20 protein-coding genes are annotated in these 22,461 nt (G+C 68.4%); 10 read left to right on the forward strand and 10 right to left on the reverse strand.

Annotated features, from left to right (window positions below; all coding sequences use genetic code 11):
• Positions 1-20: 20 nt before the first annotated feature.
• The 5 genes from ACSDHM_RS16695 to def form a co-directional block, all read right to left on the reverse strand.
• A complete protein-coding gene (locus ACSDHM_RS16695) occupies positions 21-1,277 on the reverse strand; it encodes an O-antigen ligase family protein (protein WP_334271793.1) in 1,257 nt (418 codons plus the stop codon).
• Between the two features lie 152 nt (positions 1,278-1,429).
• A complete protein-coding gene (locus ACSDHM_RS16700; protein ID WP_439426432.1) occupies positions 1,430-3,139 on the reverse strand; it encodes an ArnT family glycosyltransferase in 1,710 nt (569 codons plus the stop codon).
• 22 nt (positions 3,140-3,161) lie between these two features.
• Positions 3,162-4,493: a 16S rRNA (cytosine(967)-C(5))-methyltransferase RsmB gene (gene rsmB / locus ACSDHM_RS16705; RefSeq protein WP_065196856.1), complete on the reverse strand. Its 1,332-nt coding sequence runs from the start codon at positions 4,491-4,493 to the stop codon at positions 3,162-3,164.
• Positions 4,494-4,496: 3 nt separating this feature from the next.
• Positions 4,497-5,420, reverse strand: coding sequence for a methionyl-tRNA formyltransferase (fmt, locus tag ACSDHM_RS16710; RefSeq protein ID WP_439426433.1), 924 nt, complete (start codon positions 5,418-5,420; stop codon positions 4,497-4,499).
• A gap of 120 nt (positions 5,421-5,540) precedes the next feature.
• Positions 5,541-6,053: a peptide deformylase gene (gene def, locus ACSDHM_RS16715; RefSeq protein WP_005419619.1), complete on the reverse strand. Its 513-nt coding sequence runs from the start codon at positions 6,051-6,053 to the stop codon at positions 5,541-5,543.
• A gap of 126 nt (positions 6,054-6,179) precedes the next feature.
• Here def and ACSDHM_RS16720 point away from each other — a divergent pair, with 126 nt between their 5' ends.
• The 9 genes from ACSDHM_RS16720 to ACSDHM_RS16760 all read left to right on the forward strand — a co-directional run bounded on the left by ACSDHM_RS16720 (position 6,180) and on the right by ACSDHM_RS16760 (position 15,719).
• A complete protein-coding gene (locus ACSDHM_RS16720; protein WP_439426434.1) occupies positions 6,180-7,310 on the forward strand; it encodes a LysM peptidoglycan-binding domain-containing protein in 1,131 nt (376 codons plus the stop codon).
• 110 nt (positions 7,311-7,420) lie between these two features.
• Positions 7,421-8,548 (forward strand): DNA-processing protein DprA, encoded by a 1,128-nt coding sequence (gene dprA, locus ACSDHM_RS16725; RefSeq protein ID WP_072167259.1) that lies wholly within the window; start codon positions 7,421-7,423, stop codon positions 8,546-8,548.
• 43 nt (positions 8,549-8,591) lie between these two features.
• Positions 8,592-9,065, forward strand: coding sequence for a DUF494 family protein (locus ACSDHM_RS16730; protein ID WP_005419622.1), 474 nt, complete (start codon positions 8,592-8,594; stop codon positions 9,063-9,065).
• Between the two features lie 39 nt (positions 9,066-9,104).
• A complete protein-coding gene (locus ACSDHM_RS16735; protein WP_053496977.1) occupies positions 9,105-9,863 on the forward strand; it encodes a pilin in 759 nt (252 codons plus the stop codon).
• A 49-nt stretch (positions 9,864-9,912) separates the two neighbouring features.
• Entirely contained in the window at positions 9,913-10,842 is a 930-nt protein-coding gene (locus ACSDHM_RS16740; RefSeq protein WP_061478133.1) for an RDD family protein, read from the forward strand.
• Between the two features lie 193 nt (positions 10,843-11,035).
• Positions 11,036-13,519: a DNA topoisomerase I gene (locus tag ACSDHM_RS16745; protein WP_439426435.1), complete on the forward strand. Its 2,484-nt coding sequence runs from the start codon at positions 11,036-11,038 to the stop codon at positions 13,517-13,519.
• A gap of 131 nt (positions 13,520-13,650) precedes the next feature.
• Entirely contained in the window at positions 13,651-14,241 is a 591-nt protein-coding gene (locus tag ACSDHM_RS16750; RefSeq protein ID WP_005419629.1) for a Sua5/YciO/YrdC/YwlC family protein, read from the forward strand.
• A 43-nt stretch (positions 14,242-14,284) separates the two neighbouring features.
• A complete protein-coding gene (locus ACSDHM_RS16755; RefSeq protein WP_188240578.1) occupies positions 14,285-14,974 on the forward strand; it encodes a DUF4124 domain-containing protein in 690 nt (229 codons plus the stop codon).
• Between the two features lie 34 nt (positions 14,975-15,008).
• On the forward strand, positions 15,009-15,719 hold the full coding sequence (locus ACSDHM_RS16760; protein WP_088496606.1) for a hypothetical protein: 711 nt from the start codon (positions 15,009-15,011) through the stop codon (positions 15,717-15,719).
• A gap of 96 nt (positions 15,720-15,815) precedes the next feature.
• Here the strand turns inward: ACSDHM_RS16760 and ACSDHM_RS16765 are convergent, their stop codons facing one another.
• The gene (locus tag ACSDHM_RS16765; protein WP_014038643.1) at positions 15,816-16,592 is read right to left on the reverse strand and encodes an SDR family oxidoreductase; all 777 of its coding nucleotides are present in this window, start codon (positions 16,590-16,592) and stop codon (positions 15,816-15,818) included.
• A gap of 111 nt (positions 16,593-16,703) precedes the next feature.
• Between ACSDHM_RS16765 and ACSDHM_RS16770 the strand changes: the two genes are divergently transcribed.
• On the forward strand, positions 16,704-16,916 hold the full coding sequence (locus tag ACSDHM_RS16770; protein WP_005419638.1) for a hypothetical protein: 213 nt from the start codon (positions 16,704-16,706) through the stop codon (positions 16,914-16,916).
• A 125-nt stretch (positions 16,917-17,041) separates the two neighbouring features.
• On the opposite strand, the gene sppA is transcribed toward ACSDHM_RS16770, so the two are convergent.
• The 4 genes from sppA to ACSDHM_RS16790 form a co-directional block, all read right to left on the reverse strand.
• The gene (gene sppA, locus ACSDHM_RS16775) at positions 17,042-18,964 is read right to left on the reverse strand and encodes a signal peptide peptidase SppA (RefSeq protein WP_061478137.1); all 1,923 of its coding nucleotides are present in this window, start codon (positions 18,962-18,964) and stop codon (positions 17,042-17,044) included.
• A 115-nt stretch (positions 18,965-19,079) separates the two neighbouring features.
• Positions 19,080-20,444 (reverse strand): MATE family efflux transporter, encoded by a 1,365-nt coding sequence (locus tag ACSDHM_RS16780; RefSeq protein ID WP_005419642.1) that lies wholly within the window; start codon positions 20,442-20,444, stop codon positions 19,080-19,082.
• A 207-nt stretch (positions 20,445-20,651) separates the two neighbouring features.
• Positions 20,652-21,233 carry a DUF3106 domain-containing protein gene (locus ACSDHM_RS16785; RefSeq protein ID WP_072167263.1) on the reverse strand — a complete coding sequence of 194 codons (582 nt, stop codon included), beginning with the start codon at positions 21,231-21,233 and terminating at the stop codon, positions 20,652-20,654.
• Complete coding sequence (locus tag ACSDHM_RS16790) at positions 21,226-22,230, reverse strand: hypothetical protein (protein WP_088496608.1); 1,005 nt, start codon at positions 22,228-22,230, stop codon at positions 21,226-21,228. The genes ACSDHM_RS16785 and ACSDHM_RS16790 overlap by 8 nt, the downstream gene beginning before the upstream one ends.
• Positions 22,231-22,461: the final 231 nt, after the last annotated feature.

Below are 22,461 nucleotides of genomic sequence, written 5' to 3' on the forward strand. Positions count from 1 at the left end.
CTGCCCGGCGCGCCGATGCGTCACGCCCCGGTGACTGCCCGGTGGCGCGCGCCTTCGACGATCGACAGGCCGGTCAGCAGGCCGACCAGGGTCACATAGAAACTGGCCGTCATCTGGTGCGCGAACATCGACTGGGTCAGGCCGCACAGCGCATAGGTGATCACCAGCATGATGCCGGCTGCGGCCGGCCCCCGGAAGGTCGTCCGTCCGCTGCGGCGATGAAGCCGCACGAACACCCCTAGCGGGATGCCATACACCGCCAGCAACAGCAGCAGGCCCGGTACGCCCTGGGTCGCTGCCCATTCGGCAACATCGTTGTGTGCATGCCCCAGGTGGCAACGCAACTCTTCCGGATTCTCACGGCAGACCGGCACGCGCAGCATCGCGCTGTCGAAATGCCCGATGCCAACGCCCACCAGCGGGTGATCGAGGAAGGTCTCCCAGGCCACCTGCAGGCGTTCCACGCGGGCACCGGCGGAAGAATCACTGTCGCCCTGCTCCATCCGCTGCACGTCGCTGTGCAGCTCGCTCAGGCGCACCTGGTGACGCAGCTCCGGTACCGACAACAGCAGGGTCGCACCGATTGCCAGCATGCCGGCCAGCACCGACAGGCGCGCCGCACCGGTGCGCCAGCGCAGGCTCAGTGCCAGCACCACCAGCAGCGCCAGCAGGGCAGCGAACACGCCGCGGCTGCCGGTCAGCACGATGGTGCCGCAGCCAGCGGCCATGCCAAGGATCACCAGCGACCAGCGCCGCGACGGGCGGCAGAACACCAGCAGCACCATCAACACCATCACGATGTCGGCCAGCACGATGGCGTTGGTGAACAACTCTGCGCGCGCGGCGCCACCCAGCACCTGCCACAGCGACATCGCGAAGGTGGCGAGCAGGCCTGTCAATGATCCGTACCAGAGCCACCGCAGGTTGGGACGCAGCGCGCAGACCCAGAGCGCGATCCACGGGATCACCACGAATCGCGAGCGGTTGTCGACGTCACGCAGGCCCTGCTCGAACAACACCACCGACAGTACGCCGAGCGCCAGCACCGCCAGCATCAGCCAGGCCAGCACTTTCACCGGCTGACCGGCCATGCCGCGCGCGCGCCACAGCAGCTCCGGCGCCAGCAGCGTGCTGAGCAGCAGCAGCAGGCCATACGGCAGCAGGTTGATCGGCACGGTCAGCACCAGTGCCGGCAGGCAGAACAGGCCCAGCTGGGCCAGGCCGCGGGCCACCCCGTGACGCCCGCCGGCGGGAACGCCCAGCGGGTCGCCGGCCAAGGGGTTCAGGTTGTCCGGTGAAGCTGGCACGTCGGGAAGTATCGCTGCAATCTGCGGGAAGAACGGGAAGGACCAACGGGGGCCGTCCCAGCCTGCTGTTTTACTGCCTTTGGGCCCGCTTGGGCAGACTGGACAAGCCGGAATCGTGGTGGCTAGTCATGTTCCTGCAAACGCCGTTCACGTTCGCGCTCCTCTGCAGTGACCACGCAGGGCACCTTCACCGCTGCTGCCGGCACCAGCCACCAGCGCCGCCGGTTGGCCACGCCGGCCAGTTCAGAACGGTTGCGGTCGACGCACGACAGCATCGCGTATTCGTGCACCAGCAACCAGCGGCGTCCGGGCGCCAGCCGCTGCCAGCGCGTGGCCGCAATCAGCTGCTCGTCCCAGTCCGTCTCGAAACCGAAGGTCGCTGCAGGACGGTCGGCCAGCAGCAGATGCTGCTCCTTCCAGGCCACCAGCCCCAATTCGGCATCCGGGCCCAGACGGCTACCAACCGTGCGCATCAGGCCGCGGGCGGAACTGGAATCGTTCAGCAGCGGATAGCCGACCAGGCTGTACAGCACCCAGACCATCCCCAGGGTCGACACCAGCGCCAGATGCCGGCGACGGCCGCAGGCCAGCAGGCTCAATCCGCCCCACACGCCCATCGCCAGGATCGTCCAGGCCAGTGCGTCGACAGCGCCGGGCGCCAGCCCGCGGCTGTGGGTCAGGCGCAGCTCGAAGGCCGGCTCGCCCAGCACCGCCATCGCACCGGCCAGGGCCAGGCCCAGTGACAGCAGGCCGGTGAACACCCCCACCACGGCCTGAACGTCGCGCCGCCTCAGCAATCCAGGCAACAGCGGCGCCAGCACCAGGCAGAACATCGGCAGCGCCGGCAGGATGTACACATCGCGCTTGCCGGCCGGAATCGAGAAGAACAGCACCACCATCAGCCACCAGGCCAGCGGCAGCACGTAGCGCGGGTCGCGACGGCGCAGCCGGCGGCGCCACGCCGGAATCGCCCAGGGCAGGGCCAGGAACGCCGGGATCCACATCAGCGGCATCGTCGCCAGGAAGTACCAGGCGGGCTGGTGGTGGTCCCAGGAATGGGCGTAGCGCCGCGCCGTCTGCTGGAACAGGATGTCGTCCATGTAGGCCCGGTACTCGTCCGAGCCGGTGGCAAAGCCGGCCAGCAGCATCGGCGCCAGCCACAACGACACCGCCAGCAGGAAGGCCAGCGGCGCCAGCCAGAAACGCGCGTCGCGCGCATGCAGTCCCACCCGTGGCCACTGCAGCGCCGCGGCGATCGCCGCAGGCACGAGCATCAGCAGCGCCAGCATCCCCACGCCCTTGGTGATCACGCCGATGCCAGCAAAGAACCAGCCCAGCCACCACCAGCGCCAGCTGGGTCCCAGCAGAAGGTGGCGCAGCAGGCCGTAGTTGGCCAGGGTGATGAACAGCAGCAGCAGTGGGTCGATCTGCGCCTTCTTCGCCTGGAAGGTGAACTGCAGCGCGAACAGCAGCGCCCAGCCGGCGTACAGCCCCACCCGCCGCGTCCACAGGCGCCGCCCCAGGTCGACCACGCACCACAGCGTGCCCAGGGCCGCCAGCAGCGACGGCAGCAGGAAGGCCACGCGCCACTGCCCGACCAGGCTGTACAGCGTGGCCTGCCACCACATCAGCATCGGCGGCTTGTCCGAGTACAGCTCGGTGCCGCGATGCGGGAACAGCCACTGCCCGCTGTCGAACATCTGCTTGGCCACCAGCGCGAAGCGCGGTTCGTCCGACGGCCACGGATCACGAAGGCCCAGCCCGGCCCCCAGCACCAGCAGGGCCATCACCACGAACAACCACGTCTCGCGCGACGCGCGGGATTTCAGCATGGGACTCGGAACGTCAGCGGGGTCAGGCTGTTTTTAGCAGACGCGCGTAAAAGAAACCGTCAGCATCGTTGTCACCCGGCAGGCGCTGGCGCGCAATCCCCTCGCAATCGAGGCCGAATGTGTCATCCAGAGGCTGTGCCGCTGCGTCCGGATGCCACTTCAGGAAGGCTCGCACCTGATCGACGTTCTCGGCGCGCAGGATCGAACAGGTGGCGTACAGCAGCACGCCTCCCGGGCGCAGCATCGACCAGCAGGCCTCCAGCAGGCGGGCCTGCACGCCGACCAGCGCATCGATGTCCTCGGCGCGGCGGTGGAACATCACGTCCGGCTGGCGGCGGATCACGCCGGTGGCCGAGCACGGGGCATCCAGCAGGATGGCGTCGAACGGCGTGCCATCCCACCAGGCCCCGGGATCGCTGGCATCGGCCACCCGGGTCTGCGCGCCCTCACCCACACCGGTGCGGGTGTAGGTATCGCGGGCGCGCGCGAGGCGACGCGCATCGATGTCGAGCGCCAGCAGGCGCAGACTGGGGTCACGTTCCAGCAGGTGCGCCGACTTGCCACCGGGCGCCGCACAGGCGTCCAGCACGCGGGCGCCGGTCGCGGGCGCCAGCGCGTCGGCTGCGCATTGCGCCGACAGGTCCTGTACCGACAGTGCGCCGTCGGCAAAACCCGGCAGCTGGTTCACCGCAACGGGGGCTGCCAGGCGCAATGCATCGGCGCAGAGCGCGCTGGGTTCGGCGGCAATGCCCGCCTCGGCCAGTGCCGCCAGTGCCTTGTCACGGCCACCGTGCTGGCGGTTGGCACGCAGCCACAACGGTGCCGGTTGCAGGCTGGCGCTGAAGATCGCGTCGGCCTGTGCCGGCCAATCGCGCTCCACCGCATCGGCCAGCCATTCCGGGAAGGCATCGCGCGCCGGCTGCTCCGGGAAACCTTCGCGCTGCGCGCGGCGCAGGATCGCATTGACCAGGCCGGCCTGGCGCTCACGGCCCAGCGCACGCGCGGCATCGACCGTGGCCGACAGCGCCGCATGCGCCGGCAGTTCCAGCACGTCCAGCTGGGCGAAGCCCACCATCAACAGGGTGCGCAGGTCGGCGTCGCGCGCCGACAGCGGCTTCTGCATCCACGACTGCAAGGCAGCGTCATAGGTACTGCGGCGACGCAGGACCGCAAAGCACAGCGCTTCCAGCAGGGCACGATCGCGGCTGTCGGCCAGCTTCGGCAGCGCCCAGGCCAGTTCGGCCTTCAATGAACGGCCCCGGGTGAACACCTGTGCCAGCACACGTGCGGCCAGCATGCGCGTGGCCGCGCCCGGCGCCGCCTTGGCCACGGAGAAATCGTTCTGCTTCGACACCGCTTATGCTCCCACGCGCAGATCACGGCGGGCGTTGAGGTAGTCGGCGGCGGTGATCGCCTTGCCGCCTTCCCGCTGCAGCGTACGCAAACGCAGTGCACCCTGCCCACAGGCGATGTCGATGCCATCGCGGCTGGCCGCCAGCACCGTGCCCGGCGCTTGGCCGTGGGCCGCATCCAGCGCCACCGCGCCATGGATGCGCACGCGTTCGCCAGACAGCGTCGCTTCGGCGATCGGCCACGGATTGAAGGCACGCACGGTACGCGCCAGCACATCGGCGCCCTGCGCCCAGTCCAGACGGGCTTCGGCCTTGTCCAGCTTGTGCGCATAGGTCACGCCCTGCTCCGGCTGCGGCCGCGCGATCGGCTTGATGCCGGCCCGCAGCAGGCCCAGGCCGTCGGACAGGACCTGTGCACCCAGCTCGGCCAGCTTGTCATGCAGCTGACCACCGGTATCGGTGGCAGCGATCGGCAGTTCCTGGTGCAGCAGCACCGGGCCGGTATCCAGGCCCGCTTCCATCTGCATCAGGCACACACCGGTCTTTGCGTCACCGGCCTGGATCGCGCGCTGGATCGGCGCAGCACCGCGCCAGCGTGGCAGCAGCGAGGCATGCACGTTCCAGCAGCCGTGGGTCGGGATCGCCAGTACCGCCTTGGGCAGGATCAGGCCGTAGGCCACCACCACCATCAGGTCCGGCTGCAGGTCGCGCAGCTGCTGCTGTGCAGCCTCGTCCTTCAGTGATTCGGGCTGGTAGACCGGAATGCCACGGGCCACGGCCTCGAGCTTGACCGGCGACGGTGCCAGGCCACGGCCACGGCCGGCCGGCCGGTCAGGCTGGGTATAGACGGCCACGACCTCGTGGTGGCGCGCCGCGGCGCGCAGCGACGACACCGCGAATTCCGGCGTACCGGCAAAGACAATCCTCATGGCTACCCCACTTGCAGGATGGATTCGTGCAGGAAAGAAAACGGCGCCGTCGGCCGGCGCCGTGCAGCCCGCGCGCGTCGCGCAGGCACGGGCCACCCGAAGGGCGGCCCGGATGGGCGATCACGCCACGTGCTTGCGCTGCTTGGCCAGCTTCTTGCGGACCATCTCGCGCTTGAGCGGCGACAGGTAGTCGATGAACAGCTTGCCGTCCAGGTGGTCCATCTCATGCTGGATGCAGGTGGCCAGCACTTCACCGGCCTCCAGCTGCTGTTCCTGGCCGTTGCGGTCCAGGTACTTCACGGTGATGGTGTCGGCGCGGGTGACGTCGGCGAAGATGCCCGGGACCGACAGGCAGCCCTCCTGGTACACCCGGCCCCCGTCCCTGGCGACGATTTCCGGGTTGATGAACACATGCGGTTCATTCTTTTCTTCGCTGACATCGATGACCATGAAGCGCTTGTGCACGTCCACCTGGGTGGCCGCCAGGCCGATGCCCGGGGCGTCGTACATGGTCTGGAACATGTTGTCGATCAGTTCCTGGAAGGCCGGCGTGGTGACTTCGGCGGCGTCGATCAACGCAGCCTTGGTACGCAGGCGCGGATCGGGGAACTCGAGAATGGGGAGAAGGGCCATGGCTGTTTCCGGATAGGGGGCCGGCACGCCGGCATACGTCGCAGATTCTAGCTCCAACGCTTGCCTTGCGCCCCGGTTTCTGGACTATAGTGCGCGGACCTGTTGGGGAATCAGGGCTTCACACCTATGTTGCTTCGTTTTCGTACGGTCGTCGCCGCGGCGATGCTGACCGTGGCTGCCTATGCTACCGCCGTGGAAGTGAATGGCGGGCACCCGGACACCTATGTGGTCCGAAAAGGGGATACGTTGTGGGATATCGCCGCACGTTTCCTGCAGAAGCCTTGGCTGTGGCCGGAGATCTGGCAAGCCAATCCGCAGATCGCCAACCCGCACCTGATCTATCCAGGTGACGTGCTGAGCCTGGCCTACCTGGACCGGGTGACCGTATCCCAGGCCGGCCCGCGCCAGGAGGCCCCGATCGACGCCATTCCGCTGGCCAAGGTCGAGCCGTTCCTGAAGCAGCTGAGCGTTGTCGACAGCATCAAGCAGCTGCCCTACGTGGTCGGCCTGGAGGACAGCCGCCTGCGCGTGTCCGGCGGTGACACCGTCTACGTGCGCCTGGCCGATGCCCAGGTGGGCCAGCGCTGGGCCGTGGTACGCCCGACCGTGCGGTACGCCCAGCCCAAGCCGACCGAAGACCTGACCGCCAATGGCGACGTGACCCCGGGCAGCGGCAACCTGTGGAAGGCCTACAACGCGCCCAACGCCCGCCGTGGCGTGCTCGGCTACGAGCTGGCCCAGGTCGCTACCGGCACCATCACCCAGATTGCCGGCGGCAAGGTCGAGGCCTCCACGCTGGTGCTGGACAAGAACGACGGCGGCCGCGAAGTGCGCGCCGGTGACCGCCTGGTGCCGGTCGAAGCCAAGCCGTACGACCTGCAGTTCATCCCTCATGTACCCGCTGCCGGTGTCGAGGGTGTGGACGTGCGCGTGCTGGCCGTCACCGACATGTTCAACGCCGGTGGCCCGCGCGACGTGATCGCGATCTCGGCCGGCCGTGCCCAGGGCGTGGACAACGGTACCGTGTTCTCGCTGTGGCGCCCGGGCCGCCATGTGGCGCACCGCATGAAGTACCCGGGCTCCTCGCGCATGGACGACTCGCTCAGCACCGGCGCGGGCCGGGTCTCGCTGCCGGACGAGTATGCCGCGCACGCGATGGTGTTCCGTACCTTCGACAACGTCAGCTACGCGCTGGTGATGCAGGGCGTGAAGCCGGTGCAGGTGGGTTACAACGCGCTGCACCCGGACGCAAAGTAACCGTTGCCGGGCGTGCCGGCCGCTGCCCGGCAGGCGTCTGCGGGAAAACCTGACGATCACATGCGAAGGCGCCCTAGGGCGCCTTTGTTGCGTGCGGCCGATAGTGGGGGATGACCACGCATGCATATGAGGCGCTGCTGCGCCTGTTGATGGCGGGAGGCGCACTGGCGCCACGACGGGCCCTGCTGCAGGCCGCGGGCGGTGCGCAAGCCGCCATCGCGCAAGGCCCGGCGAACTGGCGCGCGCACGGCTGCACGCCGGAGCAATGCGCCGCGCTGGAACGTCCCGACGCCCGGGCGTGTGCATCCGCCCTGCGCTGGCTGGAACAGGACAACCATCACCTGCTGCCCTGCACCGATCCGGCCTTTCCACCCTCGTTGCTGGAGGTGCCCAACCCGCCGCTGGCGCTGTTCGTCGCCGGAGACCCCAGCCTGGCCTGGCGCCCGTCGGTGGCGCTGGTCGGCAGCCGTTCCCCCACCCCGGGCGGGCGCGCACTGGCCGCGCGTTTTGCCGGCTGTTTCGTCGAGGCGGGCCTGGCGGTGACCAGCGGCCTGGCCGCAGGCATCGATGCGGCTGCGCACCAGGCCACGCTGGAGGCCGGTGGCTGCACCGTGGCGGTGATCGGCACGGGCCCTGACCGCGCCTATCCGGACAGCCACGCCCGGCTGCAGGCGCGCATCGCCGCCGAGGGCGTGGTGCTCAGTGAGTACCTGCCGGGTACGGCGGCCCGCCCAGGCCACTTCCCCGCGCGCAACCGGCTGGTAGCCGGGCTGGCGCTGGCCACCGTGGTGGTCGAGGCCGCGCAGCGTTCGGGCGCGCTGATCACCGCGCGCCTGGCCGCCGAGGCAGGCCGCGAGGTCTGTGCCCTGCCCGGATCGGTGCTCAACCCGCGCGCGGCGGGCTGCCACCGCCTGATCCGCGAGGGCGCGGCGCTGGTCGAGCGCCCCGAGGAGGTTCTGGAACTGCTCGCCCCCGCCCTTCGCCAGCAGCTGCCGGGCTTGCAATCGCGGCTGGTCACCCCCACTGAACAGGCACTGCCGGCCCTCCTGCCGGCGCGCTGGGCCGACGACCCTGACTACCAGTGCTTGTGGCGAGCCCTGGACCACAACCCAAGCGGTATGGATTCACTGATCACGCGCTGTGGATTGACGGCGTCCCAGGTGTCCTCCATGCTGCTTGCCATGGAACTGGCGGGAATCGTGGTGTGCGTACACGGCCGCTACTGTCGAACTCCCTAGTTTCTTCACCTCCACAGCGTCGCGCGACGCAGGCCGAGGGGCAATGAAAGAGAGCATCCTGGATGTACTGCTGTACCTGTTTGAACACTATTTCAGCGAAGATGCGGACCTGATCCGTGACCGCGATTCGCTGCAGAACGGCCTGATCCAGGCCGGTTTCAGCCCCACCGAGATCAACAAGGCGTTCGACTGGCTCGATGCCCTGGCCGCCCAGCGGCCGAGCGTGGCCCAGGCGCGGGTCGACGGCCCCGTGCGCATCTACCATGGCCCCGAGCTGGACAAGCTGGATGTGGAATGCCGCGGCTTCCTGCTGTACCTGGAACAGCACGGCATCCTCGACGCCGACCAGCGCGAGCTGGTGCTGGACCGGGCGATGGCCCTGGACCAGGACGAACTGGACCTGGACGACCTGAAATGGGTCGTGCTGATGGTGCTGTTCAACCAGCCCGGCTCCGAAGCGGCCTATGCCTGGATGGAGACGCAGATGTTCATGGACGAGCCAGAACCCCTTCACTGACCGTACACTTGGGGGCATAGCGCATTCAGGAGCGTCCCCGTGAGCGAGTGGTTCCATGCAGAAGGCAACCGGCAGCAAGGCCCGCTGCCGGCGGAACAGTTGGTCGAGTTGTTCCGAAACAACCAGATCTCCCTGGACACCCTGGTCTGGCGCGACGGCCTGCCGCAATGGCAGCCGTTGCGTACCGTGGTCGACGAGCTGGGCCTGATCGTGCCGGCACTGGACGTTGCTGCGCCGGCCCAGCAACCCGAGCCGGAACCGGAACCGGTGGCCCCCCCTCCGCCGCAGCCGCCTGTGCTGCCGCCGTCCACGCCCTATGCCACCCAAGCGGCAGCCGGGGTTCTGCCACCGCCGAAGAAGAAGCTCTCCGGTTGCGCCCTGACCGCGATCATCGGCGGCGGCCTGCTGCTGGTACTGGTACCGATCATGGCCATCCTCGCGGCGATCGCCCTGCCCGCATACAACGACTACACCGTGCGTGCCAGGATCGCGACCGCGGTCAATGCCCTGCAGCCGCTGAAACAGCAGGTGCAGCACTTCGCCGACGATGAAGGCCGCTGCCCCGGCGCCAACGATGCCGGTTTCCCGGCCCCGGGTGACTTCACCCAGGCCGGCCTGTCGGCGGTGAACATCGGCCGCTTCAACAACGGTCACTGTGGCATCGAAGCAACGCTGGCCGTGCCCGGCAAGAGCCTCGATGGCGACCTGCTGTGGCTGGAATATGATCGCGACAGCGGCCGCTGGGAATGCAGCGGTGAAAGCGACGACAAGTACCTGCCGACGTCGTGCCGCGGCTGAGCCACGCGCACGGCAGCACCTCCAAGGACGATCCAACAGGGAACATGCAATGACTGAGTGGTACTACGCCGTAGGACAGCAACGCCAGGGCCCGCTGTCGGTCCAGGAGATCCGCCAGCGCTTCCAGCGCGGCGAACTGAACCTGGACACCCTGGTCTGGCGCGAAGGCATGGCCCAGTGGGCTGCACTGCGCCAGGTGGTCGATGAACTGGGCCTGCAGACGCTGGCCGACGCCAGCACCGCCACTGCCAGTGGCGGCTTCGACCTGCGCAGCGACTACGCCGCCATCGACAACGGCACTGCGCCGCTGCCTGGCACGGGCGCGCTCAGCAGCTCGCCCTACAACGCCCCGGCCGCCGCCGCTGCCGGTGGCGCGCGGCCGGTGATCGGCGGCGAGGTGGTCTACGCCGGCTTCTGGAAGCGCGTCGCGGCCTACATGATCGACTACTTCGTGCTGGCCGTGCCGGGCGGCATCATCGGCGCCATCATCGGCGTGGTGCTTGGCGCCAGCATGGGCGCGGTGGGCAGTGGCGAAACCTCCATCGAAATCGTCGCGCAGCTGGCCAGCGCGCTGATCAACATGGCCATCGGCGTGGCCTACTACACCTGGTTCCATTCCTCGCCGGGCGGCGCCACGCTGGGCAAGATGGCGGTCGGCATCAAGGTCGTGCGCAGCAACGGTGACCGCCTGACCCGGGGCCGCGCCTTCGGTCGCTACTGGGCCATGCTGCTGAGCAGCTTCACCCTGGGGATCGGCTTCCTGATGGCCGCCTTCACCGAGCGCAAGCAGGGCCTGCACGACATGATCTGCGACACCCTGGTGGTCGACCGCTGGGCCTACACCGACCAGCCGCAGCTGCAGCGCCATGAGCTGGGTACGGTCACCATCGTGATCCTGGTACTGACCGGCCTGCTGACGGTCGCGGGCCTGGTGCTGCTGGTGGCTGCGGTCGGCTTCATCGCCAAGATGGCCTCATGAACGGCCATCCTCACGTCTGGCTGCTTGACAGGGGCTGGCCGGGCGTGATTCCTCTAATAAGGTGAAACCTGAACGCCCGGCACACTACCGGGCGTTCAGCGTATTGATTTGTCCGTGGCCGCTTCACTAATGCGGCCGTTTGCTCCACCCTAGCGGCCCCTTCCCTGCGGCTCGCCCCACAGACACTGCTGCCATGCCCAAGCACCTGCTCATCGTCGAATCGCCGGCCAAGGCCAAGACGATCAACAAATACCTCGGCAAGGACTACACCGTCCTGGCCTCGTATGGGCATGTGCGTGACCTGATTCCGAAGGAAGGCGCGGTCGACCCGGACAACGGGTTCGCCATGCACTACGACGTGATCGACAAGAACGAGAAGCATGTCGATGCGATCGCGAAGGCCGCCAAGGGCGCCGACGACATCCTGCTGGCAACCGACCCGGATCGCGAGGGTGAAGCGATCAGCTGGCATATCGCCGAGATCCTGAAGGAACGCGGGCTGGTCAAGGACAAGCCGATGCAGCGCGTGGTGTTCACCGAGATCACCCCGCGCGCCATCAAGGAAGCGATCAGCCAGCCGCGCGCGATCGCCAGCGACCTCGTCGACGCCCAGCAGGCCCGCCGCGCGCTGGACTACCTGGTCGGCTTCAACCTGTCGCCGGTGCTCTGGCGCAAGGTGCAGCGCGGCCTGTCCGCCGGCCGCGTGCAGAGCCCGGCGCTGCGCATGATCGTCGAGCGCGAGGAAGAGATCGAAGCCTTCATCGCCCGCGAGTACTGGTCGATCGCTGCCGAGTGCGCGCACCCGTCCCAGCACTTCAATGCCAAGCTGGTCAAGCTGGACGGGCAGAAGTTCGAGCAGTTCACCGTCACCGATGGCGACACCGCTGAAGCGGCGCGCATGCGCATCCAGCAGGCCGCGCAGGGTTCGCTGCACGTCACCGACGTGGCCAGCAAGGAGCGCAAGCGCCGCCCGGCGCCGCCGTTCACCACCTCCACCCTGCAGCAGGAAGCCTCGCGCAAGCTCGGCTTCACCACCCGCAAGACCATGCAGGTGGCGCAGAAGCTGTATGAGGGCGTGGCCATCGGCGACGAAGGCACCGTCGGCCTGATTTCGTACATGCGTACCGACTCGGTGAACCTGTCGCAGGACGCGCTGGCGGAAATCCGCGACGTGATCGCCCGCGACTACGGCATCGCCTCGCTGCCGGACCAGCCCAACACGTACCAGACCAAGTCGAAGAACGCCCAGGAAGCGCACGAAGCGGTGCGCCCGACCTCGGCCCTGCGCACGCCGTCGCAGGTCGCCCGCTTCCTGACCGACGACGAGCGGCGCCTGTACGAGCTGATCTGGAAGCGTGCGGTGGCCTGCCAGATGATCCCGGCCACGCTCAACACCGTCAGCGTCGACCTGTCGGCCGGCAGCGAACACGTGTTCCGCGCCAGCGGCACCACCGTGGTCGTGCCCGGCTTCCTGGCCGTGTACGAGGAAGGCAAGGACAACAAGAGCGCCGAGGACGAAGATGAGGGCCGCAAGCTGCCCGCGATGAAGCCGGGCGACCGCATCCCGCTGGAACGCATCCTGGCCGAACAGCATTTCACCCAGCCACCGCCGCGCTACACCGAAGCGGCGCTGGTGAAGGCGCTGGAAGAGTACGGCATCGGCCGTCCCTCGACCTACGCCTCGATCATCCAGACCCTGCTGTTCCGCAAGTATGTGGAAATGGAAGGCCGCAGCTTCCGCCCGTCCGACGTGGGCCGCGCGGTGTCCAAGTTCCTGTCCAGCCACTTCACCCAGTACGTGGATTACGACTTCACCGCCAGGCTTGAGGACGAGCTCGATGCCGTCTCGCGCGGTGAGGAAGAATGGATCCCGCTGATGGCCCGTTTCTGGGAGCCGTTCAAGGAACTGGTCGAAGACAAGAAGGAATCGGTCGACCGCGCCGAGGCCAGTGGTGCGCGCGAGCTCGGCACCGACCCCAAGACCGGCAAGCCGGTCAGCGTGCGGCTGGGTCGTTTCGGGCCGTATGCTGCCATCGGCAGCACCGCCGAGGACGCCGAGGAAAAGCCGAAGTTCGCCTCATTGCGCCCCGGCCAGTCGATGCACACCATCTCGTTGGAAGACGCGCTGGAACTGTTCCTGATGCCGCGCGCGCTGGGCGAGGACAATGGTGAGCCGGTCAGCGTCGGCATCGGCCGCTTCGGCCCGTTCGCCAAGCGCGGCAGCACCTACGCCTCGCTGAAGAAGGAAGATGACCCGTACACCATCGACCTGGCCCGCGCCGTATTCCTGATCGAAGAGAAGGAAGAGATCGCGCGCAACCGGATCATCAAGGAGTTCGAGGGCAGCGACATCCAGGTGCTGAACGGCCGCTTCGGCCCGTACATCAGCGATGGAAAGATGAACGGCAAGATCCCCAAGGATCGCGAGCCGTCATCGCTGACCCTGGCCGAAGTGCAACAGCTGATGGAAGAAACCGGCAAGCCGGTGCGCAAGGGCTTCGGCGCCAAGAAAACCGCCGCGAAGAAGGCGCCGGCCAAGAAGGCTGCAGTGAAGAAGGAAGCAGCGCCGAAGAAGGCCACGGCCAGGAAAGTGCCGGCCAAGAAGGCGGTGAAGAAAGCTGCCGCAAAGAAGGCACCGGCGAAGAAGGCTGTCAAGAAGACCGCTGCAAAGAAGTAGATCCACGCGATGCGCGGATGAGGGGTAGTGCCGGCCGCTGGCCGGCAACACCTGGAAGCCTCGGATGCCGGCCAGCGGCCGGCACTACCGAGCGGGCGCGTTCCACCCCTTCTGCACGCAGCGGGGGGATAATGGAGGCCCACGCCGGGCCGGTCGCCGTCATGAAAGAACTCACCCTGAACTCTGCTGTCGCCACGCTCCGCGCCGGTGGCGTGATTGCCTATCCGACCGAAGCGGTCTGGGGCCTGGGCTGCGATCCGTCACATGAAGCCGCGGTGCACGCGGTGCTGCGGCTGAAGCAGCGCCCGATCGAAAAGGGCATGATCCTGGTCGCCGCCGAACTGTCGCAGCTGGAGGGCTGGGTCCGCCTGCAGGCATTGCCCGACGCCCGCCAGCGCGCGGTGCTGGCCAGCTGGCCGGGCGCCAACACCTGGATCCTGCCGGCCGGTCCGCACGCGCAGCCCTGGGTCACCGGCGAACACAGCGGTATCGCGGTGCGCATCAGCGCCCACCCGCTGGTCGCCGCCCTGTGCCGCGCCTGGGGTGGCCCGCTGGTCTCCACCAGCGCCAACCTGGCCGGTGAACCACCGGCCCGCAGCCGTGCCGAGCTCGATCCGCGCCTGCTGCGCCTGCTCGATGGCCTCCTCGACGGCGAGACCGGCGGCCTGGCCCAGCCAACCCCGATCCGCGACGCGCTAAGCGGCAACGTGCTGCGCTCCTGAACCGACGATTGCACTGCCGCGGACAATCACGCACCCTGCCGCCATGAACCTGCTGCGCACCGCCCTGGGCCTGTGCCTGTTGCTGCCATGGACCGCACCCGCCGCCGAGGACGTGCGCGTGTACCGCTGTGTCGCCAGCAACGGCGCCGTGGCCCTGCAGGACAAGCCATGCAGCAGTGGCCGGCAGGAAGTGCGTGACCTGCAGCGCCCGCGCGACCCGGCCCCCCGGGTGGTGCGCAGCGACGCGGCACCCGCCCGGCCGGACGAGGTTCCGGTGATGCGTGATCGTGAGGTCCGCCACGTCTACCTCCAGCCACCACAACCGTTGTACGAGTGCGTAAGCGACGACGGTCGCCGCTACACCAGCGACAACAACGAGGGCAATCCGCGCTGGGTGCCGTTGTGGACCAGCGTCTGGCTCCCGCATGGGCACCACGGCCCGGTCCATCCCGGCCCACGCCCCGCCTTCGGCACGCCGGTCGCCCCCCCCATCGGTGAAGGAACCGGCTACCGGCCGCCAGCGGTAGGTGTCGGTGTACAGGTTCCGGCCGGCAGCGTGCTGGTCCGCGACAGCTGCCACGCGCTGCCGCCACAGGAAGTCTGCGCGCGCCTGCGCGACCGCCGCTGGGAACTGGACCGCCGCTACAACAGCGCGCTGCAGAGTGAACGCACCGCCATCAGCAACGAACAGCGTGGCATCGACGCGCGCCTGTCGCGCGACTGCGAACGCTGAGCGCAGCACCTGCCGTGGCATGTACGCTGTGCGCATGAAGAACCTGATCTGGCTGGCCCTGGGCCTGTTCGCCGGCAACGCAGTGGCCGACGACGGGGTGATCTACCGCTGCACCTCCAGCAACAGCGATGTGCCCACCCTGCAACGTACGCCCTGCCCTGGCGGCAGCAAGCAGCAGGTGGTGCGGATTCCGGCCGCTGCCAGTGCGTCGCCCACGCCGGCCCCTGTGCCGTCGCCACCCGAACCGGCGGCGGCGGGTATGCCGCCGGCTTCCGCGCCCAGCCCCCGCCGCCCCGGCGAAGGACGCACGATCATGGAAGCCGGCATGGTCGAACGCGAAGGCGGCGATCTGATACTCGACAGTGCATCGCTGCCACGCCAGGCCGATGCCGCGCCGGACAGCAATGCGCCGCCGAAGCCGCCGCTGCCGCCCATCTTCCAGTGCACCGACAGCCAGGGCGGTGGCTACCTGCACGAATACGAGGCTGCCCCCGGCCGCTGCGAACTGATGACCGTGCAGGGCCTGGGCGGCGCCACACCGGTCAACGCTGCAGGCTGCGAAGTGGTGCGCGACCGCTGCGAGGAACTGCCGGACGCGCAGCGCTGCAGCAGCTGGCAGCAACGCTTCCGCGACGCACGTGGCCGCGAGCGGTTCGCCTCGCCGGAGAACCGCGACAAGGCCCGGGGCGAACGCGAACGGTTGCAGGGCGTGCTGGAGGCCAGCAACTGCCCGGTACCGGGGTGACTGCCATGCGGTAGTGCCGGCCGCTGGCCGGCAATCGCAGGATCTTCAAAAATGGTTCCAGTTGCCGGCCAGCGGCCGGCACTATCCGCTGGAAGATCAGAACCCGTAGCGCAGGAAACCACCATCCACGGCGATGCACTCGCCGGTGACATAGCTGGCCGCCGGCAGGCACAGGAAGCCTACCGCGGCAGCCACTTCCTCCGGCTCGCCGATACGACGCATCGGCGTGCGATTGATGACTTCCTCGTAGTAGTCCGGGTCCGACAACGGACCGGACGTGCGCCGCGTGCGGATGTACCAGGGCGCCACCGCGTTGACCCGGATGCCATCCTCCGCCCACTCGACGGCCAGGTTGCGCGTCATCTGGTGCATCGCGGCCTTGGTCATGCCATAGACCACGCCACTGCGCACGTGGGTCAGGCCGGACACGCTGCCGACGTTGACGATGGACGACGACGCATGCCGCGCCAACAGCGGATGCGCGTAGCGCGACAGCTCGAAGGCCGAGAACAGGTTGGTCTCGAAGATCTTGCGCCATTCGTCCTCGGAATACTCCGTGGCCGCCTTGGTGACGTTGCCACCGGCGTTGTTGACCAGGATGTGCAGGCCATCGCTGTGGTCTTCCACCCAGTCCAGGATCTGCCGGCGGTCCTCGTCATCAGAGACATCGGCAGCCAGCGCGTGCACCTGGTGCTGCGGATACACGTCCAGCAGTTCGTCGCGCGCCGTCTCCAGCATATCGATGTCACGGCCCACGATCATCAGGTCGGCACCGAGGCCGGCCAGTTCGTGCGCGATGGCCAGGCCGATGCCGGCGCTGGCGCCCGTAATCAGGGCAGTCTGGCCGTCCAGGCGCCACCGTTGCTGGGTCATGTGTCCTCCGGGGCCGCGCCCGCTGTGTTTCGATGCCGCAAGGATACGCGCTCACGGCAGGGCGTTGCCGGAGATGCGACACTGCGCGAACGCCCACCGCGGAGTACCGCCATGCGCATCCTGATCCTGTTCTTGTCCCTGCTGGCCATCGTGCAGCTGGTGGCCTGCCAGCGTCCGCCGACGCCGAACCCGGAGAAGCCACCGGTACCCAAAGCGATGTCGCATGCGATGCAGGAGCCGCTGGACCGCGCCAAGGGCGCGCAGAAGGCCGTGGATGAAGCCGCCGCACGCGAGCGCAAGGCCGAGGCCGACGCGGCGCGATGACGAGTGGCCTATGGGGTCAGAGCCCTTTGCGAAGCCAAGGGATCAGACCCCATGAACGAGAACGCCCGGCCAAGGCCGGGCGTTTCGCTGTCCAGTAGTTCCACGCCCTGCGTGGATGGCTTCCGTCAGAACCCGCAGAAGCAGTAAGCAAGCGCCTTCACCGGTGCGCCATTGCCCTTCTCGCGGGCCGCGTTCTCGACGAAGCGCAGCTGCGTGTCCACTTCCGGCATCGTGCGTGCCAGCATCATCCGCGCCATGCCCGAATCGGACAGCATCCAGGCACCGGCGCGGCTGCCGGCGAAACCGCTGACGAACTGTGCGAACGGCGTGGCCGCCTTCTCGATGTAGCGCACGCGATAAGCGTCGGCCTTGCCCAGCTTGGCACGGCTGGCAGCGTCGGCCACGGCATCCTTCAGGCCACCGAAGGCATCGACCAGGCCGCGTTCCTTGGCCTGCGCACCGCTCCACACGCGGCCGCGAGCCACCTCGTCCACCGCCTCGACCGGCTTCTTGCGGGCGTCGGCGACGCGGCCGGTGAAGTCGGCGTAGCCCTTGTTGATCACCGACTGGATGACCTGTCCCACGGCCGGGTCCATCGGGCGGGTGACATCGAATGCACCGGCGAAACGGGTGGTGCCGACACCATCGGTGTGCACGCCGATCTTGTCCAGCGCGCGGCTGAAGTTCGGCACCATGCCGAAGATGCCGATCGAACCGGTGATGGTCGACGGATCGGCGTAGATGCGATCGGCATTCATGCTGATCCAGTAGCCACCGGAGGCAGCCAGGTCGCCCATCGACACCACCACCGGCTTGCCGGCAGCCTGCAGCGCCACCACTTCACGGCGGATCTGCTCGGAGGCGAACACCTCGCCGCCCGGCGAATCGACGCGCAGCACCACGGCCTTCACGTTGTCGTCGTCGCGCGCGGCGCGCAACAGCGCTGAGGTCGACTCGCCGCCGATGCGGCCGGCCGGCAGGTCGCCACCGCTGATCTCGCCGGCAGCCACCACCACGGCCACCTGCGGACGCGAGTCCACCGGGTTGCGGCGCGCGTCGAGCAGGGCCAGGTAACGCCCGAAGTCGACGTTGCGGAAACCACCGTCGGCGTCTTCGTCGGCCACGCCGCGCTCGATCATCAGATCCTCGAACTCCTCGCGGGTCTTCAGCGCGGTCACCAGCTTCTGCTGCAGCGCGAACTTGGCCAGGTCGCCACCGGCGGCGGCAATGCCTTCCGGCAGCGTGTCGATGCCGGCAGCCAGCTGCGCCGGATCCAGGCGGCGCGCCTTGGCGATGTCGCCCAGATAGCGCTGCCACACATCGTTCATCCAGAACAGGTCGGCTTCCTTGGAGGCCGGCGACGCGGCGTCGAGCACGTACGGTTCGGCCGCGGACTTGTACTCGCCCACCTTGAACAGGTGCACGTCCACGCCCAGCTTGTCCTGCAGGCCGGTGCGGAAGTACTGGCGGTAGCGGCCGAGGCCTTCGAGCACGACCGAACCCATCGGGTCCAGGTAGACCTCGTCGGCCTGCGCGGCCAGCAGGTACTGCGACTGGCCCATGCTCTCGCTGTAGGCCACCAGCTGCTTGCCGGAGGCACGCAGATCCTGCAGCGCGGCGGCCACTTCGCGCAGCGAAGCGAAGCCGGACGGCTGCAGCTTGTCCAGCTCCAGCACCACGCGCTCGATCTTCTTGTCGTCCTTGGCCGACTCGATCACCCGCAGCAGATCGCGCAGCTGGATCTCTTCGGCACCGTTGTCACCCACTGCCTTGGCCAGTGCGCGGCTGACCGGATCGGCACTGAACTGCTCGACCAGGCGGCCCTCCGGCGCGATCACCAGGGTGGTGCGGTCCTGCAGCGACTTGCTGGCACCGGCGCCCATGCCGGCGGCGATGACGAACATCACCAGCAGCAGGAACAGCAGGCCGAAGAACACCAGGTTGAGGATCAACCGGCGGGTGAAGTTCATGACGTCCCACAGCCCGATGAAGAAACTGGCGACGGGGTTGCGACGCGCCGGGGGCAGCGGGGGCACGGGTTGATTCATGGAACGCTCCGGATGGCTTCTTGCCGTGGTACCAGCATAGCCGGTGCCGCGTGATGCAGCATCGGACACAAGTCAGGGGATCGCCCGTCACGGGTGAACGTGGCGGGCACGAAGATCAGGACAGCGCGGACTGCCCGATGCGCTGGCTGCTGCGGCGCAGGCGCCAGCCCATCAGGATGGCAGCGGCAGTCAGGCCGACGATCAGGCCGATCCACATGCCCTGCGGGCCCATGCCCAGCCCCAGGCCGAGCCCGGCGCCGAGCGGCATGCCCAAGCCCCAGTACGCGAACATGGCGATGAACATCGGCACGCGGGTGTCCTTGAGGCCGCGCAGCGCGCCCGCCGACAGCACCTGGATGCCGTCCGGGAACTGGAAGGTGGCCGCGTACAGCAGCAGGGTCGAGGCCAGGCCGGCCACTGCCAGGTCGTTGGTGTACACACCGACGATGGCATCGTGGCCGAACAGCAGCACCGCCGCTGACAACGTCTGCGTGCCCATGATGATCGCGTAGCCGGCCCAGGCCGCACGCCGCACGCCGAAGCCGTCACCACGGCCGACCGCATGGCCGACGCGCACGGTGGTGGCCTCGGCCACGCCCATCGGGATCATGAAGCACAGCTGCGCGACGTTGATCGCGATCTGGTGTGCCGCCGCTTCATTGGCGCCCAGGCGGCCGATCAGCAAGGCGGTGACGATGAACAGGCCGCCTTCCATCAGCACGGTGATGCCGATCGGCAGGCCGGTGCGCAGCAGCTCCCAGATCGCCTTCCAGCGCGGTCCCTCGAAGTGCGAGAACAGCTGCAGATGGGCGAAGCGCTTGGTCCGCCACAGATACAGGGCGAATGCGGTTGCCTGCAGCCACATCATCACCGCCGAAGCGATGCCCAGGCCCTCGGCCCCCAACTCCGGGAAGCCGAGTTTGCCATTGGCCAGCACGTAGCCCATCGGTGCCAGCACCAGCAGGCCACCGAAGCCGAGCAGCATGGTCGGCAACGTCCAGTGCATGCCCTCGCTGAGATAACGCATGCAGAAGTACAGGGTCAGCGCCGGGCCGCCCCAGCGCACCGCATGCAGGAACGCGGTCGCCCCCGGCACGATGTCCGGCGCGATGCCGAAGGCCGGCAGCAGCGGCGGCACCACGGTGAGGAAGGTGAACATGATCAGCCCCAGCCCCAGCGCCAGCCACAGTGCCTGGCGGAACAGCGGGCCGATCTCGCGCTCGCGGCCGGCGCCGTGCAGCTGCGACACCGAAGCGGTGAGCGAGATCAGGGTGCCGATCGGAATCAACATCGGCAGCCACAACAGCGCCGTACCGATGGTGACTGCGGCAAGGGTCGCCGTAGCGTGGTGGCCGGCAATCACGTTGTCGACGAAGGAGATCAGACCGGTGGACACATGGCCCAGCACGAGCGGCAGGGCGAGCAGACCGGTGGCGCCGACTTCCTTGCTGAAGCGCGGCGTGGAGGTTGCAGTAGACATAAGGTGCTTGACGCGAACTGCGGTTGCGCGCGAAGGGCACAGGCACCGGGTTGCGGGCGCTCATCTTACGCGGGCGGCGCCTGCATTCCCATGACATGGCGTGAATGCTGGGTTTCAGCCGCCCCACACAAAAAAGGGGACGGAGGGGATTAAGTCGTATCAGGCCAGTCAGTGCCGAATGCGACTTAATCCCCTCCGTCCCCTTTTCTACTGGCCGGCCTGGCGCTTCAGCCAGCTGTCGCGCTCGGCGGCGGGCACGGCGAGGAAGGCGCTGCGCACCGTGTCGCGTTCCTGCGGCGGCGTGCGCTGCGCGACCAGGGCCAGCTGGGCCAGCTGCGCCGGGTTGAGCTGGCGCAGCACGGCCAGCGCGGTCTCGCGTTGCTCCGGTGGCACGAATCCGAACAGTCCGTGCAGCTTGGGGAATTCCAGGCCCAGCTGCGGGCCCAGCCGCCATCCGTCGCGGAACGCCTGATCCTGCGCCTGGAATTGCTGCCGCATGCGCTGCTGTTGATCGGCCGGCAGCGAATTGAAGCGCGCAGCCGCCTGACGGATGCGCTCGCGCTCTGCTTCCGGCAATGCGCGCCAGGCGGCGTAGTCGGCACGGCGCTGTCGCTGCTGCTGCGTATCCAGCTGGGCGAATTCCGCAGGTGCTGTTGCAGCGGCCGACGCCGGCGTGGCCGGCGAACTGCCCGGAACTGGTGGCGGCAACGGCACACTCAACGGCTGCGGTGCGGCGGACAGCGACAGCGGCAGGGCCAGCAGCAGGCTGGCGAGCACGGACTTATTCATCGGCGGCAGCCGTTTCCAGCGTGGCACTGGCCGGCTCCGGCCGGCTCGGCTTGGCTTGCGATTCATCCACCGGCAGCGGGCCGCCCGCGGCAGTCCACGCGTACAGGTCGGCATCGGCGACCAGCGGGTAGTCGCGGTCTGCCAGCATCGCTGCGTCATCATTGGCTTGCGCCTGGCCCGCGTCCGGTGTGGCGTCGACCTTGCTCGGTGGCAGGGCTTCCACGGTCACCGGACCGGCTTCGCCCACCACGCCCTCCGGCAAGGGTGCATCGCTGCCGAACGAATGTCCCTGCAGGTAGCGCCAACCCAGCGCCGCGGCCAGCAGCACCGCCACGGTCGCCAACAGGATCAGCGGACCGCGCCAGCGCGGCTTGGCACTCGCCCGACGGCGCTTGGCGTTGGCGGCCGCACGCTCGTCCCGCTGCGGTGCGCGCCAGCTGGAGGCCGGTGCTTCATTGTGGGTGGTGGGTGCGGCCGGCTGCTGCAGTTGCTGCAGGCGCGCGGCCGGCAGGTCACGGACACGCGCCTGTACCTGCTCGGCCAACTGGCGCCAGGCCACGGCATCGGGCCGGCCCTGGGCGTCACGCGGGCAGGCATCGGCCAGCAGGTGCTGGTAGCCGGCCTCGTCCTGGTCGAGCACGCGCATGGCGATGCCCTCGTCCAGGCTGCCGCCCACCCGCAGCAGCAGCGCCAGTCGTGGAAGTGGCGGCATCGCGCCCAACGCGGCCAACGACGGCGCCCACTGCCCGCCCGCCGGCTCGCGCAGCGCCTGGCGCTGGCCCAGCAGGGTCCAGAAGCGGGTCGGCCATTGCGCCATCGGCAGGTCGCTGGCGACCGCCGCAAACGCGCGCATCACTGCCACCAGGGTCTGCTCGGCACGCGCGGCATCGCCGCACTGCAGTTCAGCCACCACCAGGGCGCGGCGTTCGACGCCACGCAGGAACGCCGACAGCGCGCCGGCCGCGGTCGAGGAAACAGGGGCGGGCACAGCCGTCATCGGTCACTCCAAAGGTCTGCCGGCATGATAGCGGCAGCCCATCGGCACCCGTAGGACTTGCGCCCACAGGCACTTCGTGCTGCAGGTTGTGCACAGCACCACGCTCCCCGCGCGGGAAATTGCGGCATGCAGCTGAATTCACTCTGTTTCAGCAATGTTTCACACTCAAGTTGTTGATTTTGAATGCCTTTCAAGTGTGGCGATTTTTTGACCAACACAAGCGTGAGCTCG

Source organism: Stenotrophomonas sp. T8, from assembly GCF_051853085.1.
GTDB lineage: Bacteria > Pseudomonadota > Gammaproteobacteria > Xanthomonadales > Xanthomonadaceae > Stenotrophomonas > Stenotrophomonas sepilia.